This is a genomic window from Breoghania sp. (genome assembly GCF_963674635.1).
GTDB lineage: Bacteria > Pseudomonadota > Alphaproteobacteria > Rhizobiales > Stappiaceae > Breoghania.
Genome location: NZ_OY771475.1, coordinates 1,420,536 through 1,435,284, shown reverse-complemented (window position 1 = coordinate 1,435,284; position 14,749 = coordinate 1,420,536). Strand labels below are relative to the sequence as shown.

Annotated in this window: 10 protein-coding genes; 2 read left to right on the top strand and 8 right to left on the bottom strand. The window is 61.8% G+C overall.

Translation table 11 applies throughout. The features are described 5' to 3' along the window. Positions 1–24: 24 nt before the first annotated feature. The 4 genes from ABGM93_RS06440 to ABGM93_RS06425 all read right to left on the bottom strand — a co-directional run bounded on the left by ABGM93_RS06440 (position 25) and on the right by ABGM93_RS06425 (position 4,535). On the bottom strand, positions 25–1,242 hold the full coding sequence (locus ABGM93_RS06440) for an ABC transporter permease (RefSeq protein WP_321504489.1): 1,218 nt from the start codon (positions 1,240–1,242) through the stop codon (positions 25–27). Then, on the bottom strand, positions 1,239–2,162 hold the full coding sequence (locus tag ABGM93_RS06435; protein WP_321504487.1) for an ABC transporter permease: 924 nt from the start codon (positions 2,160–2,162) through the stop codon (positions 1,239–1,241). The genes ABGM93_RS06440 and ABGM93_RS06435 overlap by 4 nt, the downstream gene beginning before the upstream one ends. After that, the gene (locus tag ABGM93_RS06430; protein ID WP_321504481.1) at positions 2,159–3,262 is read right to left on the bottom strand and encodes an ABC transporter ATP-binding protein; all 1,104 of its coding nucleotides are present in this window, start codon (positions 3,260–3,262) and stop codon (positions 2,159–2,161) included. Before ABGM93_RS06430 ends, ABGM93_RS06435 begins: the two co-directional genes overlap by 4 nt. Positions 3,263–3,392: 130 nt before the next feature. Beyond that, entirely contained in the window at positions 3,393–4,535 is a 1,143-nt protein-coding gene (locus ABGM93_RS06425; protein ID WP_321504478.1) for a substrate-binding domain-containing protein, read from the bottom strand. A gap of 324 nt (positions 4,536–4,859) precedes the next feature. Here ABGM93_RS06425 and ABGM93_RS06420 point away from each other — a divergent pair, with 324 nt between their 5' ends. Beyond that, a complete protein-coding gene (locus tag ABGM93_RS06420; RefSeq protein WP_321504476.1) occupies positions 4,860–6,359 on the top strand; it encodes a PLP-dependent aminotransferase family protein in 1,500 nt (499 codons plus the stop codon). Here ABGM93_RS06420 and ABGM93_RS06415 read toward each other — a convergent pair. Then, on the bottom strand, positions 6,356–7,672 hold the full coding sequence (locus ABGM93_RS06415) for an aminotransferase class III-fold pyridoxal phosphate-dependent enzyme (RefSeq protein WP_321504474.1): 1,317 nt from the start codon (positions 7,670–7,672) through the stop codon (positions 6,356–6,358). The two genes, ABGM93_RS06420 and ABGM93_RS06415, sit on opposite strands and share 4 nt — an antisense overlap. Positions 7,673–7,859: 187 nt before the next feature. Here ABGM93_RS06415 and ABGM93_RS06410 point away from each other — a divergent pair, with 187 nt between their 5' ends. Then, entirely contained in the window at positions 7,860–8,609 is a 750-nt protein-coding gene (locus ABGM93_RS06410; RefSeq protein ID WP_321504472.1) for an SDR family oxidoreductase, read from the top strand. 163 nt (positions 8,610–8,772) lie between these two features. Here the strand turns inward: ABGM93_RS06410 and torA (ABGM93_RS06405) are convergent, their stop codons facing one another. From torA (ABGM93_RS06405) to ABGM93_RS06395, 3 genes are all read right to left on the bottom strand, one after another. Next, positions 8,773–11,250, bottom strand: coding sequence for a trimethylamine-N-oxide reductase TorA (gene torA / locus ABGM93_RS06405; RefSeq protein ID WP_321504470.1), 2,478 nt, complete (start codon positions 11,248–11,250; stop codon positions 8,773–8,775). Positions 11,251–11,426: 176 nt separating this feature from the next. After that, positions 11,427–13,892, bottom strand: a complete 2,466-nt coding sequence (gene torA, locus ABGM93_RS06400; RefSeq protein ID WP_321504463.1) for a trimethylamine-N-oxide reductase TorA — start codon at positions 13,890–13,892, stop codon at positions 11,427–11,429. 145 nt (positions 13,893–14,037) lie between these two features. After that, positions 14,038–14,679 (bottom strand): molecular chaperone TorD family protein, encoded by a 642-nt coding sequence (locus ABGM93_RS06395; RefSeq protein WP_321504461.1) that lies wholly within the window; start codon positions 14,677–14,679, stop codon positions 14,038–14,040. Positions 14,680–14,749 lie beyond the last annotated feature (70 nt).

Sequence of the window (14,749 nt, the reverse complement as noted above, 5' to 3'; positions counted from 1 at the left end):
GGGATGGGCGGTGCTGCCCTGTCTTCAATTTGAATCCGGTTTCAAGGCGTTGGGCTTGAATGCTCCACCGAAGGGCGAGGGATTGGTGGGAGCCGTTTCCGGCTTCGGGGCCAGCCCCCCCGGCTTGAACGCGCCGCCGAAGGGGGACGGATTGTTCTTCGACCCACCGTTGGCGGGAGCCGCCGGCGTCGCTTCTTCGCGCTGTTTGCGGATGCGCTCGCGCTGTTCTTTCAGAAGCTGCTCCTGAACTGCGCGCTTTTCCGCCAGAATATTCGCTTTGCAGACGCTTGAGTCATGCTCGCTGCCTGCATAGATGAGCCCCGCCGCGATGCCGATCAGGATCACCGCAAGGCCCGCTGGATGGGTCATCACCCGGGTGACGGGATTGGCGTAAAGCGGCGAGATCTCCGGTTTGCCGGAACGCAGCAGCGATTGGCGGCGCGTGTACGCCTCATGCACCATCGCACCCATCAGCGTCAGGCCGATGATGATGACAGCAAGGGCGGAAAGCGACGGGTCCGTCCCCAGCCGCACCTTGGAGGCGAGTGCGGTGGTGAAGGTGCTGTCCGACAGGATGGTGAAGACGGTGGTGTTGTAGTTCTCGAATGACGCCAGAAGCGTCAGGAAGGCTGCCGAGCCGATGGCCGGTTTCAGGAAGGGCAGCAGGATCTTGCGAAAACACTGACCGGGTGTCGCGCCCAGATCGAGGGCTGCTTCCGTCAGCGTTGGATCGAAACGCTGGAGGCGGGCGGAAAAGATCAGCATCGCGTAGGCCGAGATGAAGGTCACCTGGCCGATGAGCGTCAGGAACAGTCCGTTGTAGAAGGCCGACGCATAGTCCTCGCCGAAGGCGCGGCCCACCAAGCCCCAGAAGACGATTGTGGAGATGCCGAGCACCACGCCGGGAATGAGGATCGGCGTGATCAGCACCGTGTAGAGCGTGGCTCTGAGGCGCGGCGAGAGTTCCGACAGTGCCAGCGCGCCCGCAAGCCCGATGGGAACCGCCAGCATCACGACGCCGATGCCGATGATGACACTGGTGCCGAGCCCGCCCATGAGCCGGGAATTTCCGACCAGCACACCGAACCAGTCCGTCGTGAAGCATTCCCACGGTGTGATGCGCGGGAAGGACGACGAGTTGAACGCCGTGACCACCATGATGATGAGTGGTCCAAACAGGAAGGCGAAGAAGAACAGCGCATAGCTGATCGTTCCCGCACCGGCTCCGCTTGCCTTGCTCATCGCCCGATCGCCCCGATATTGACCTTGAAGACACGCATCAGCAGCATGACGAAGCCGATGCAGATGACGAGCAGGATGACGGCATAGGCCGATCCGCGCTGCCAGTTAGCCGACTGGTTGAACCACTGGTAGATGAGCTGGGTGAACCACAGGCTGGATGGCCCGCCAAGGATCTGGGGCGCTGCGAGCGCGCCTGCCGTCAGCATGAAGACCATGGTTGCCCCCGAGGCAATGCCGGGTTTCGCGACCGGCAGCACCACCCGCCAGTGGACCCGCCACCAGCTCGCCCCCATGTCGCGCGCCGCCTCGATCTGGTTGCGGTCCAGCGCCTCCACCGCGTTGTAGATGGGAAAGACCATCAGCAGGATATAGGCGTAGGTAAGCCCGCTATAGAGCGCGACATCGGCGCGGATGAAGTCGATGGGCGCGTCCCACAGCCCCAGGGATTGCCCGAACCCGTTGATGACGCCGGTTGCACCGAAGAGAACGCGGAAGGCGAAGGCGCGCAGGATCTCGTTGACCCAGAAGGGAACGATCAACCCGATCACCATCAGCCGCGCGGCAACGCCCGTTGCCGAATGGGCAAGGATGAAGGCAATCGGGTAGCACAGCGCAATGTCGATGATCGTCACGAAAACTGCAGCCAGCATCGTCTTGCCGAGAACGGCGAGATCCGTGGTCTGGAGCGTCCCGTCATTGCCGAACAGGAAGTAGCTGTAATTGGCGACAGTGTAGACATCCTGCGGCCCGCCGACATCCGCGCGCGGCAGGTTGTGGCGGAAGGAGTAATCCAGCATCGCAAGCTGGGGCAGGATGATCAGAAAGATCACCCAGAACAACACCGCCGCGCCAATGAAAACGGCGGCGCCTAGACCATGACGCCCGACGAACCCGCCGAAAGCCTTCCGGATTGCCGTCATGCCGTGGTCTCCGCACCGGGGCCTATTGGCAGGACGGTGGCCGCCATGGCGGAAAAGGACACGTTGGCCGCGCTGTCTTTGTCCATCCGCTTGGTCGCGTCGCCGCAATTGACCAGCGACAGCCGCAGATCGATCTCGCCTGCTTTCAGAAACACCTGACGTGCGCTGCCCTCGAATTCCTCCTTTACGCACCGCGCGGGGATGGTGTTGGGAGCCTCTGGCGAGGGAGCCAACGTCAGCTTCTCCGGACGGATGAATAGAAGGCACTCATCTCCGGGCTTGTAGCGACGCCCGCCTGCCGTACGGCCCGTCAAAGCTCCTGCGGCCGTGTCGAGCGTGGTCGTGTCGCCACTCTGGCTGATGACCTTGCCGGCGATCCGGTTCGTCTCACCCACGAAGGAGGCGACGAAGGGCGTCTTGGGCCGGTCATAAATGCTCTCGGGATCGCCGATCTGTTCGATGACGCCCGCATTCATCACCGCCACGCGGTCGGACATGGTCAGCGCCTCGCCCTGATCGTGGGTGATGTAGATGAAGGTCAGCCCGACGCGCTGCTGTATGGCACGCAATTCGGTGCGCATGTGGTGGCGCAGCTTCAGATCAAGCGCGGAAAGCGGCTCGTCGAGCAGCAGGATGTCCGGCTCCACGGCAAGCGCGCGGGCAATCGCCACGCGCTGGCGCTGGCCACCGGAAAGCTCATGCACCTTCTTGTCGCCCACACCGGGCAGCGCAATCATGTCGAGAAGCTCGTCGGCGCGCTTGCGGCGCGCCTTCTTGCCCACCCCGCGCACTTCCAGTGGGAAGGCGATATTGTCGGCCACCGACATGAGCGGGAAGAGCGCGAGATTTTGAAAGATGAGCGCGGTCGGGCGTTTGTTCGGCCCGATGCGGGCCATGTCCTTGCCGCCGATCAGAACCCGGCCCTCGCTCGGGTCAACAAAGCCGGAGACGACGCGCAAGAGCGTGGTTTTTCCGCAGCCCGACGGCCCGAGGAAGGAAAAGAACTCTCCGCCCTTGATGGTGAGATAGGCGTTATCGACGGCGGTGTAAGTGCCGAAGCGAACCGATACGTGATCGAGGACAACGTCTCTGGTGCTCATCGAAACTCCGGGAGGCAGGCGCGGCGGGGCCGGTATTCATGCGGAAGCATGCCGGAAGGAGGGCGGACGGAAGACCCGCAGAAACTGCGTGAGACTTTCCGTCCGCCATTGATCAGCCGAACGGCGATCCTCAGGCGCTGAGGAACTTGTTGGCGTATTCGGTGCGCTTTTCCGAATACCAGGGCGCTTCAGCGGGCCAGGGGTTCAGCTTGGCCAGTGCATCGCCGGGATAGGCATCGGCGAAGTTCTGCGCATAGACCTCGCCGCCATAGCCGTCGGCGCCGATGACGGGTGAGTTGTAGCCGTGCGTCTTGATGGCTTCGCCCGCGAGCTTGGCGTCATAGGCCGCCTCGATGAAGGCGTAGATCTGGTCGATGTTCTGGGCGCCTGTCGGCATGGCCATGCCGTCCACCCACGCCAATGCGCCTTCCTTCGGCGCGCGGTACATGATCGGCTCGCCCTCGGTCTTGAGTGCGATCGGCGGGCCATCCCACGTCTGGCCGACGATGACCCCTTCGTTGAGAAGGCCGTTCTTCTGGGTGTCGGCGTCGTTCCACAGAAGCTTGATGTTCGGCTTCTTGGCGATGGCGATCTCGGTGAGCCTGGACCACACCGCATCCATCTTTTCCGGCGACTCGTAGGCCGACCACATGGAACCGGCATCCATCTCGCCGCGCGCTTCAAGCCCAAGGCCGAGGCCCAGCATCATGGAATGGGCGCGCCCCATGGTCTTGCCCGCATTGGCCTCGTCCCAGATGTCGTAATAGGAAGGGAATTCCCCGTCCGGCGTGAAGGCGTCTGTGCGCCAGGCCACACCTTCCGTGCCCCAGATATGCGGCAGCCAGAAGGTGCCTTTGCCTTCGAAATTCCAGTGGGTTTCGCCCAGCGCCATGGCCGGGTTCACCTTCTCAAGCGGCACCTTGTTCATGTCGAAGGGCTGGAGCAGACCGAGGTCCTTCCACAGCAGGTTGCGGTTCACAGTCGGCGAGACGATGTCGAAGCCCTCGCCATTGGTCGCCTTGAGCTTGTTGATGATCTCTTCGTTGGAGCCGATGCCGGTGAAATTGATCTTGATGCCGGTCTTTTCCATGAAGCCGTTGACGAAGCTCTCCGGAAGGTAGTCCGACCACATCATGATGTTGATTTCGCCGGAGGAGGCGAGGGCGCGGCTGCTGATGACCGCCGGCATGGCGAGCCCGACGCCAAGCGCGCTTGCGCTTTTCAGGAAGGAGCGACGGCTCACGCCGCCTCGATTGCCGAGTTTCTGCATCATATTCCCCTGGTTTTGCCGGGCCCCTTGGTTCTTGTCTGGCCCCTCGTTTTGCCCAGCCGTCGCTGCCGGCCGGTTCTCCGGTTCAGTCGATGAACGAAACGTCCGAATTCGACCGAATGTCGTTGTGTTAAACGCAGCCAAAATCATATGCGTCTGCCGCATTCCTGAGCGGAAAACAGCGCGCATACAAAGACTATTGCGGTGCAGCACAGAGGGCTTAGAGCCAGTATTCGAAAACTATGGGGCCAGCCCCCGCGATGAACGTCCAAACCGGCTCAATCCTTGCTTGGGACTTTGCGGAATGGGTGGGGAGGCAGACTTGCGATGATGATCGAACACTATTTCGATGCACCGTTTTCAACCAGCAAACGCTTGCAGCAGCAGATCCAGGAACGGCTTGTGGAGGCAATCCTGGCAGGGGGCGTCTCCGCGCATGAACCATTGCCCTCCACCCGCTCCATGGCGGAACGGATCAAGGTTTCGCGCAATACCGTCAGCCTCGTCTATGAGCGGTTGGCGGAAGATGGATATCTGAGGCCCGTGAGCCGTCGCGGCTATTTCGTCGATGAGCGCTACGTGCGTGAGCAGCTCGCGATCCCTGTCAATGAGAATGCGCGGCATGTTTTGGGCGGCGAGCGGCGCGATGTCGATTTCGAACGCCGCATGAAAGTGCGCCCCAGTGCGCAGGAAAACATCACCAAGCCCGAAAACTGGCGCGACTTTCCCTTTCCCTTCGTCTACGGCCAGACATCGGTCGACAAGATATCCGTCAGCCGTTGGCGCGATGCGGTCCGGATCGCGGGCACCTCCGAACACGCGCCTTTCTGGATGAACGATCTCGTCGACAGTGACGATCCGATGCTGATCGAGCAGATCATCCGCCGCGCGCTCCCCCAGCGCGGTTTTCGGGCCGAACCGGAGAACATCCTCGTCACCATCGGGGCACAGAACGCGGTCTATCTGATCGCAAGGCTGCTCTGCGAGGCGGGGACGCGTGTCGGGTTGGAAGAGCCGGGCTATGTGGACGCGCGCAATATCTTCGCCGCCCAAGGCTGCCAACTTGCTCCCCAGCCAGTGGACAGCAACGGAATGCGTATCACAGGGGCGCTCAAGGGCCTCGATTATGTCTATGTCACGCCCGGCCATCATTCTCCGACAAATGTCACCATGGGCCTGCAACGCCGTCTCTCGTTGCTGAAGGCGGCGGAGGAGCAGGATTTCCTGATCATAGAGGACGACTACGAGCACGAGCTGAATTTCGTCGGCGCGCAGCGTCCCGCGCTAAAGAGCTTTGACCGTTCTGGCCGGGTCATTCATGTGGGCTCGCTGTCAAAGCCGGTCTTTCCGGGCCTGCGGTTGGGTTTCATCGCCGCCGCCGAACCATTGATCCGCGAACTGCGCGCCATGCGGCGGCTGATGTACCGCCATGCCTCTGCGCTCGATCAAAGGGCGATGGCGGTGTTCCTGGCCGAAGGCCATTACGACGCTCATATCCGCCGCCAGCGAGAGAGCCTCGCCGCCAAATGGAAGACGATGCTGCGCGAGATCGGACGGCAATTGCCAGGCTGCGACGTCACCATGACGACTGGCGGCTCCGCGCTGTGGCTGAGCCTGCCGCGCGATGCGGAGGCTCGGGACGTTGCACATCGCGCTGCCGTGCGCGGTGTGCTGGTGGAGCCGGGCGATGTGCACTATCTGAGCGCCACGCCCCCGCGTAACCGGTTGCGGCTCGGCTTTGCCGCCATCTCCGAAGACCGGATCGCACAGGGGCTGGCCATTCTTGGCGAGGTGATCCGCGAGTGCCGAGGCAGGGCGAAGACCTAGAGGTCCGCGCGACCCAGTACCTTCTGAAGTACTGCCGCCATGCGGGCGATATCATCCTCGCTTGAAACGAAGGCAGGCGCGAAAAGCAGCGCGTCGCCAGTGGCCTTCAGGTGCAGGCCTTCGTTGAAGAGCAGACGCTGGACGATGGAGCCTTTCACGCCGGGCGCATCGCCGGGCTTCAACTGGATCCCCGCAAGCATCCCATAACCGCGAAGATCCGCCACCTGAGGCAGGTTGCGCAAGCCGAAAACCCCGTCGAGGAAGGCTGACGACAACGCCTTGGCCCTGGCGAAAAGGTCGTCGTTTTCATAGATATCAAGCGCGGCAAGAGCGGCGGCGCAGGCGACCGGGTGGGCGGAGTATGTGTAGCCGTGCATCAGTTCGGGGCGGTCGGCGGTGATCGCGTCCAGAACTGCGGTCTGGATCTCCGTCTTCACTGCCACGGCGCTCATGGGAACGGTGCCGTTGGTCAACGCCTTGGCCATGGTGATGATGTCGGGCACAACATCGAATTCCTGCGAGGCAAAGGCGGAGCCGGTGCGCCCGAAACCGGTGATCACCTCATCAAAAATGAGCAGGATGCCGTATTCGTCCGCGATCTCGCGCAGCCGCTTGAGATACCCCGCCGGCGGGACGATGGTGCCGACAGATCCCGCAATGGGCTCCACAAAGACGGCAGCGATGGTCTCCCCGCCATAGATCCTGCAAAGCTCCGCAAGATCTTCCGCCAACGCCACGCCGCTTTCCGGTTGGCCGCGCGTGAAGCGCTGGTCTTCGCTCCACGTGTGGCGCATGTGAACGACATCGCAAGTGAGGCCTGAAAACTCGCGCCGGTTGCCCACCATACCCGCAAGCGATGTGCCGCCGAGGTTCACCCCGTGATAGCCCCAGGAGCGCGAGACGAAGCGTGTGCGCCCCGTGTCGCCCCTGGCCCGGTGATAGGCGATGGCAATCTTCATGGCGCTGTCCACGGCTTCCGAACCGGAGGAGGCAAAGAACAGGCGGTCAATGCCATCCGGAAGCAGGTTCGAAAGACGTTCGGCAAGCTTGAAGGAGACCGGGGCTGCGCGCTGGAAATGGGGCGAATAGTCGAGTTCCATCACTTGCGCATGGACGGCATCGGCAATTTCGCGCCGACCGTGACCGGCGGGGCAGCAAAAGAGCCCGGACGCGCCGTCGAGGATTTCAGCCCCCTCCGGTGTCCAGTAGCGAACACCTTCCGCCTTGGCGAAAATCTGCGGTTCGGCATGGAAGAGTTTGTTGTTGGTGAAAGGGAGCCAGTGGTGGTCCATGTTGAGGGCGGTTTGCAGCATGGGCGGGTCCTCGCGTTCCAAGTTTTCCCTTTTCCCTCTACGCCCGCAGGATCGCCGCCGCTTAGAGCCACGGCGCATATTCTTGAGTGCCAGAGACGAAAAGGGGGTATGTCCGCCTTGCCACCCGCCGCCAGGGCCTTAAACATTCACGGCAATCAGACATTCACGAAATAAAGGAAACAGCTCCATGAGCAAGACTGTGCTTGTCACCGGAACCACATCCGGCTTCGGCGCGGCCACGGCGCGGCGTTTCGCAGCCGACGGCTGGAAGGTGATTGGGACCGGGCGGCGCAAGGGACGTCTTGACGAAATGGCGGCCGAACTGGGCGACGCCTTCCACGGCGCGGCCTTCGATATCGCCGATGAGGCCGCAACGGTCGCTGCCCTTGAGGCGCTGCCGGAGGACTTCCGCGAGATCGACATTCTGGTGAACAATGCGGGTCTCGCGCTTGGCACCAAGCCGGTTCCCGACACCAAGCTTTCCGACTGGAAGCAGATGATCGAGACCAACATCACCGGCCTCGTCACCATCACGCACCACTTGCTGCCCAAGCTGATCGAGCGCAAGGGCGCGATCATCAACCTGTCTTCGATCGCCTCCACCTGGCCCTATCCGGGCGGCAACGTCTATGGCGGCACGAAGGCTTTCGTTCGCCAGTTCTCGCTGGGTCTGCGCTCCGATCTCCACGGCAAGGGTGTGCGGGTCACCTCCATCGAGCCGGGGCTTTGTGAAAGCGAGTTCACTCTTGTGCGCACCGGCGGCAATCAGGAAGCCTATGACAAGCTCTATGGCGGGGCGCATGCGATCCAGCCGGAGGATATCGCGAACACGGTTCACTGGGTCGCGACCCAACCGTCTCACATGAATATCAATGCGCTGGAAGTCATGCCGGTCAGCCAGTCATGGGCCTCGTTGCAGGTCGCCCGCGACGCCTGAAACTCTCAAGAGACCTTTCACAAAAGCACAAGGCCGGAAGCGGGTGGGCTTCCGGCCTTGCAACGATTGGACGTTCTGCCGGAACAGTGTCCAATCGAAGTGAGCTTTCGTGGGGTGCCGGGTCGGCAAACTGCTGGCCGACCCGACATGTCATGACCTGGCGCTACTCGGCGGCAGGCTGGCTGAAGACGGTCACTTCCGGAACGTCCCCGGTGTACTTCTCGAACTGCACCATGCAGGTACAGGCCGAAGTTGCCTGCGCCAGTCGCGAGGTGCCGATGTCGATCGAGAGCACGTTCGGGTCGCCATACTTGCAGATCGTCTTGGGATCGTAGACGTCGAGCGGGTCGTACCAGGCGCCTTCCTGCACCTCGATCACGTTGCGACGGATGTCGTCGGAGATCTTGGCGCCCACAAGGATCTGGCCGCGACCATTGAACACCCGCACCAGATCACCATTCTCGATGCCGCGCTCGGCCGCATCTTCCGGGTTGATCAGGCATGGTTCGCGACCGTTGATCTGGTACTTCTCGCGCACAGTCGTGCTGCAAAGCTGCGAATGCATGCGCCAGTCCGGATGGTTGGACGCCAGATGGACCGGATAGGTCTTGTCTTCCATGCCCAGCCATTCCGCGGGCTCGATCCACGACGCATGCGGGGGGCAATCGTCGTAGTTCATCTTCTCGATATCCTTGGAGAAGATCTCGATCTTGCCCGTCGGTGTCGGCATCATGTTCATCAGCGGATCTTCGCGGAAGTCCTCGTAACGAACGCGGCGCAGGTTGGCTTCCGGAACATCGAACTCCGCGATGCCCGTCTCCCACCACTCGTCGAAGGTCGGCATGTCGACCTTCTTGCCGGCAGCCTGCTCGCGGGCCTTCTCGTAGACCTCCTGAATCATGTCCTTTTCGGTCTTGCCGTCGGTGAAGGCGTCCTTGACGCCGAGGCGTTCGGCCAGAGCTGTGAAGATGTCATAATCGTTGCGCGCATCGAAGACCGGATCGACGATCCTGGCCATCTTGATGATGGCGCGGTTCGCCACGGCCCCCACGCGGTCGATGTCATTGCGCTCGGCCGTCGTGGTGGCGGGCAGAACGATATCGGCGAAGCGCGCGGTCGCGGTCCACTGGTAGTCCTGAACAATGACCGTCTCGAACTTCTTCCAGGCTTCGCGCATGCGGTTGCGATCCTGGTGGTGGTGGAAGGGGTTGCCGCCCGTCCAGTAGGTCATCTTCACATCCGGATAGATGTATGTCCCACCATTGTGCTCGAACTCCTGACCCGGCTTTTCGAGCAGGTCGACAACACGGGCGACCGGAATGGTCTTGGCGCCCTTGTCATCCGGCCATTCCTTGTTTTCCGTGCGACGGCCCGGGTTGACAGCACCGCCGAGAGCCGGTCCGTTGGATTGCGGCGCCCCCGGATTGTCGAGATGGTAGCGCTGGCAAAAGCCACCGCCCGGCAGGCCGATCTGGCCGACCATGCACGCCATGGTGATGAACATCCACGGCCACTGTTCGCCGTGGTGCTGACGCTGTGGGCTCCAGCCGGAGACCAGCATCGTGCGCTTGGCGACGAAGCTGCGAGCCATTTCGCGGATCTGTTCGGCGGGCACTTCGCATTGTTCGGATGCCCAGTCCGCCGTCTTTTCGACCTTGTCCCAGCCCTTGCCCATCAGGTAGTCGGCGAAGGCATCGAAGCCGAACGTGTAGTTCTCGATGAAGTCCTTGTCGTAAATGTCCTCGGTGAGAAGGGTGTGGCAGATGCCCAGCGCCAGCGGCACGTCGGCATGCGGACGCACCGGCACCCATTCGCCGTCGGTCGCCTTGTTCAACAGTGTCCGCACGGGATTCACGAACATCGTGTCGATCTCGCCGGCCTTCGTCTTCTTGACGAGCTTGTCATAGAAGGTGTGCTCGCCATGGTCGGGCGGCGAATAGGCGATACGGTTGTTCTTCCACGGATCGCAGGCCCAGTAGACGAGCTGTTCGGTGTTTTCCAGGATCACCGGATAGCTGGTCTGGGGACCTTCGGCGTCGATCTGGCCCATGATGTAGGGCATGATGCCCGCCAGCGCGCCCTTGGAATAGTCGCCGGTGGAGAAGACCGCGCCGCCCGTCAGGTTCATCAGCTTCTTCAGCATGGCCTGCGAGTTGTTGACGCGACCGGAGCTCTGCCAGCCATAGGTGCCGGAATAGATCGTCCAGGGACCTTCTTCCTGATGGCGGGTGATTTCCTTGGCAACGAGGTCGAGTGCCTGATCCCAGCTCACCTTCACGAAGTCACCCGCACCGCGGCTATCGCGCTCCGCGTTCGGACCGTTTTCCAGATAGGCGCGCCGCACCATCGGATAACGGATGCGGGCGGCGTTGTAGACAACGTCCTGAACGCCGTGGACGGCGTCATTGGGGAAGGGGTCCTTGTCCCAGGGGCGGAGACTGACAAACTTGCCGTCCTCGACCTTGGCGTGGAACACGCCCCAGTGAGATGCGGACAGGACCTCTTTGGTTTCACCGGCTGCCAGCGCGCTGGACATGCTTCCCGGCAGTGTGGAAGCGGCGGCGCTGATCGCTGCGAGTGAGGCTGATGATACCAGGAAGCGTCTGCGTGAGAGGGAATGGGATAATACGTTCGTCGACATCGACTGCTCTCTCTATTCTCAGACCAGGCCAGCCGCCGCCGAGGGCCGCGACTATTGGGAGGAGGGAAAGGGTGTTCGCCAGGGAACAGTGCCAGGTCTGTCGGCTTGGGCCGGTTGGGAAACCGGCCGGATCCGGACCGGCGCAGGAAGCGCCGGTCCGGTCTTCGTCGTGCGGCCTATTGGCCGGCAGCAGGATCGGAGAAGACGGTCACCTCAGGCGGCGTCCCTTCGAATTTTTCGATCTGGGCGAAGGCCGAATGGCCGCAGTTGCCCTGGCCCAGTTTTGATGTGGGCACGTCAAACGTCAGGACGTTCACATCGCCATAGGCATCCAGCGTGCCCGGCTTGGACGGGTCGGACGGGCTGTACCAGCCGCCTTCATCCAGCCGGATCACACCCGGAATGGTCTCATCCGAAACGCGAACCCCAGCGAGAACCTGACCACGCGTATTGAACACGCGAACGATGTCCCCATCCGAAATGCCACGCGCAGCGGCATCGTCGGGATGGATGACGCAAGGCTCGCGCCCGTTGATCGCGTAAGTCTCGCGAAGCGAGGTGCCGCAAAGCTGGGAATGAAGCCGCCCGTGCGGGTGAGCACTGTTCACCTGCATGGGATAGTCCGGCCCGGTATCGTCTTCCGGCGGGAAGTAGGTCGGGTGCGCAGGGCAATCGTCATATTGCATGCGCTCGATGGCCTTGGAGTAGATCTCGATCAGGCCAGTCGGGGTTCCCAGCGGGTTGAGCAGCGGGTCCTCAACGAAGTCACCGAAGCGGATGAATTCCTTGTTGGCCTGCGGCACATCGAAGAGAACCAGTCCTTCTTTCCAGAAATCGTCGAAGTTGGGGAAGTCCAGGTTCTTGGCCTTCGCGGCTGATTCGGCGATGCCGAAGAAGCCCTTCAGCCACTCCATTTCCGATTTGCCCTCGGTGAACTCCTGTTCCTTGCCGAGCTTGGCGCAGATCGCGGCGAAGATGTCGAAGTCGTTGCGGGCTTCACCGATCGGCTCCACCACCTTCTTCATAGCGACGATGCCGGAGTTCGAATAGGAGCCGATTTGCTCCATGTCGTTGCGCTCGTAGGAGGTCGTCGCGGGCAGGACGATATCGGCATGACGGGCTGTGGCCGTCCACTGGAAGTCATGGACGATGAAGGTTTCAACCTTCTTCCAGGCCTTGATCATCCGATTGCGGTCCTGATGGTGGCAGAACGGATTGCCGCCCACCCAGTAGACCAGCTTGGTATCGGGATAAGCCTGCCGTTTGCCGTTAAAGTCGAACTCGCCGCCTGGGTTTTCGAGCATTTCCACGATACGGGCGACCGGAATGCTTGCTGCGCCTTCCGAGGCGAGCCATTCCGGGGCGTTGGCGTCGATCGTCTTGCCGTCGCCGATGGCGCCGACGGAGACACCGTTCGCTGTGGGCGTGCCGCCGCTGCAATAGTGGTAGCTGAGGCCGAAGCCGCCGCCGGGCGTGCCGATCTGGCCGAGCATCGCGGCCAATGTGACCAGCATCCAGTGGGACTGCTCGCCATACCGGATGCGCTGGAGGCTCCAGCCGCTCGCCAGCATGGTGTTGCCACCGGCAAACAGGCGTGCGAGTTCCTTCAGCTTGTCAGCCGGGACGCCGCAAATCTCCGCCGCCCATTCGGCGGTCTTCGGTGTGCCGTCACTTTCGCCCGTCAGGTAGGGCACGAACATGTCGAAGCCGTAGCAGTAGGTCGACAGGAATTCCTCGTCGTGCAGACCTTCGCTGTAGACGGTGTGCGCAATGCCCAGCATCATGGCAACGTCGGTATGCGGCTTCGGAGCGATCCAGTCTGCATCCACCATCTGCGCCGTCTCTGAGCGATAGGGATCGATACAGATGATCTTCTTGCCCGTCTCCTTGAACTGCTTCAGATAGTCGTAGACCCCGTGCTCGGGCACGAGCCAGTCGATCTGGCAGGTCTTGACCGGGTCGGCTCCCCAGAACACCAGAGTGTCGGTGTTTTCGATCAGCAGGGGCCAGGAGGTCTGCTGCGAATAGACTTCCAGACCGCCAACCACATGCGGCATGATCACTTGCGCCGCGCCGGTTGAATAGTCGCCGGTCCCGCCGACATAACCGCCAAGCGTGTTCATGGCGCGCGCGAGGAGCGTGCGGCAATTGTGGAATTTGCCGGGGCTCTTCCAGCCGTAGGAGCCGGCAAAGATGCCAGACGGGCCTTGCTCGTCCTGAACGCGTTTGATTTCCGCTGCCACCAGTTCGATGGCCTTGTCCCAGGACACGCGGACGAAATCGCCTGTTCCGCGGCTGTCGCGCTCGGCCTTCGGACCCCCATTTTCAAGATAGGAACGGCGGACCATCGGGTAACGAATGCGGGTCGGGGAATAGATCGAATCCAGAACGCCGGGAAGCTGCGGGCTGGGATGGGGGTCTTTCTCCCACGGTTCGATGGAAACCGCGCGGCCATCCTTGACCGACATGTTGAAGATGCCCCAGTGGCATGCGCTCTGGATCGTCTGATCGCCAGCTGCAAACGCCTTGTTCATGCCCATCGGCATGATTGATCCTGCAAAGCCGAGGGCTGCAAGGGACGAAGAGGCTGTCAGGAAACGGCGTCTTGTCAGTGATGGAGACTTCATATGCATATCAGTCATCGATATATTCTCCTTCAACTTTGGTATCTATTCTCTCGGTGCGCTGCAGGCCTTCTTTGGCGATGAAAGAGCGCGTTCCGGATTCCGGCTCGTATTCGTAATCTTCCTTGATGCTTGTTGTTGCATGTGAGGCCGCGCATGCCGCTCAGGCTGCGGCGGGCGCGAGTTTCGGGTGCGGGAGCTTGAGGAATGCCAGCAGGAGTTGGGCTGCCCTGGCATAAAAACCGGAGGGATCGTGGGCGACACATGCGCCCGCGAAATTCGGAACCCAGCCCATCAGGCGGGTATGCAGGTCGCGCACAAGCGCGATGTCGTCGCGGTCTTCTGTCAGGCCCGCAAGGCGCAACGTCTCTTCCATGAGGGAGAGTTCCAGCGCCAGATGGTCAGCGGCCTCGGGAAAGTCCTCGGATGCCGCCAGCCCCTGCTTCTGCAGGAGCTTTTCCATTTCGCGGGCCGGTTCCTGAAAGAGGCGACCGTCGCCGGTATAGGCGGATTCGTAAGGAGGTGCGGAGCGCGGGCCGCCGAGGCCCATGAACAACTTGCAGAAAGCCTTGTTGAGTTCGCTCACGCCCTTTTGCGGTTCTCCCTGAGCGATCACGGTTTTACGCAGGTCTGCGACTGCGTCACGAATGGCCGGGATGGCTGCCAGCTGCGCCAGCGGTCCTTCGTCGAGGGGGCGGTGGATTGATTCGATATCGATGGTTTCCAGAGGGGCGCCGAAGACACTTGAGAAGACGGCGACAGCTTCTGTGTAGGCGGGGCCGGAAGGGGGCGTGGTCATTGTCATGACAATTCTCGCTTTGGGTACAGGAGCAGTCCTGCATTTTCCGGGAAGGAGCCTCCCGACGGGCGCTGGG

Bases quoted from the DNA above. Each gene is read 5' to 3' on its own strand.
- ABGM93_RS06435 (WP_321504487.1), bottom strand. From the start codon at position 2,162: ATGACGGCAATCCGGAAGGCTTTCGGCGGGTTCGTCGGGCGTCATGGT.
- ABGM93_RS06415 (WP_321504474.1), bottom strand. From the start codon at position 7,672: ATGCTGCAAACCGCCCTCAACATGGACCACCACTGGCTCCCTTTCACC.
- ABGM93_RS06420 (WP_321504476.1), top strand. From the start codon at position 4,860: ATGATGATCGAACACTATTTCGATGCACCGTTTTCAACCAGCAAACGC.
- ABGM93_RS06440 (WP_321504489.1), bottom strand. From the start codon at position 1,242: ATGAGCAAGGCAAGCGGAGCCGGTGCGGGAACGATCAGCTATGCGCTG.
- torA (WP_321504463.1), bottom strand. From the start codon at position 13,892: ATGACTGATATGCATATGAAGTCTCCATCACTGACAAGACGCCGTTTC.
- ABGM93_RS06395 (WP_321504461.1), bottom strand. From the start codon at position 14,679: ATGACAATGACCACGCCCCCTTCCGGCCCCGCCTACACAGAAGCTGTC.
- ABGM93_RS06410 (WP_321504472.1), top strand. From the start codon at position 7,860: ATGAGCAAGACTGTGCTTGTCACCGGAACCACATCCGGCTTCGGCGCG.
- torA (WP_321504470.1), bottom strand. From the start codon at position 11,250: ATGTCGACGAACGTATTATCCCATTCCCTCTCACGCAGACGCTTCCTG.
- ABGM93_RS06425 (WP_321504478.1), bottom strand. From the start codon at position 4,535: ATGATGCAGAAACTCGGCAATCGAGGCGGCGTGAGCCGTCGCTCCTTC.
- ABGM93_RS06430 (WP_321504481.1), bottom strand. From the start codon at position 3,262: ATGAGCACCAGAGACGTTGTCCTCGATCACGTATCGGTTCGCTTCGGC.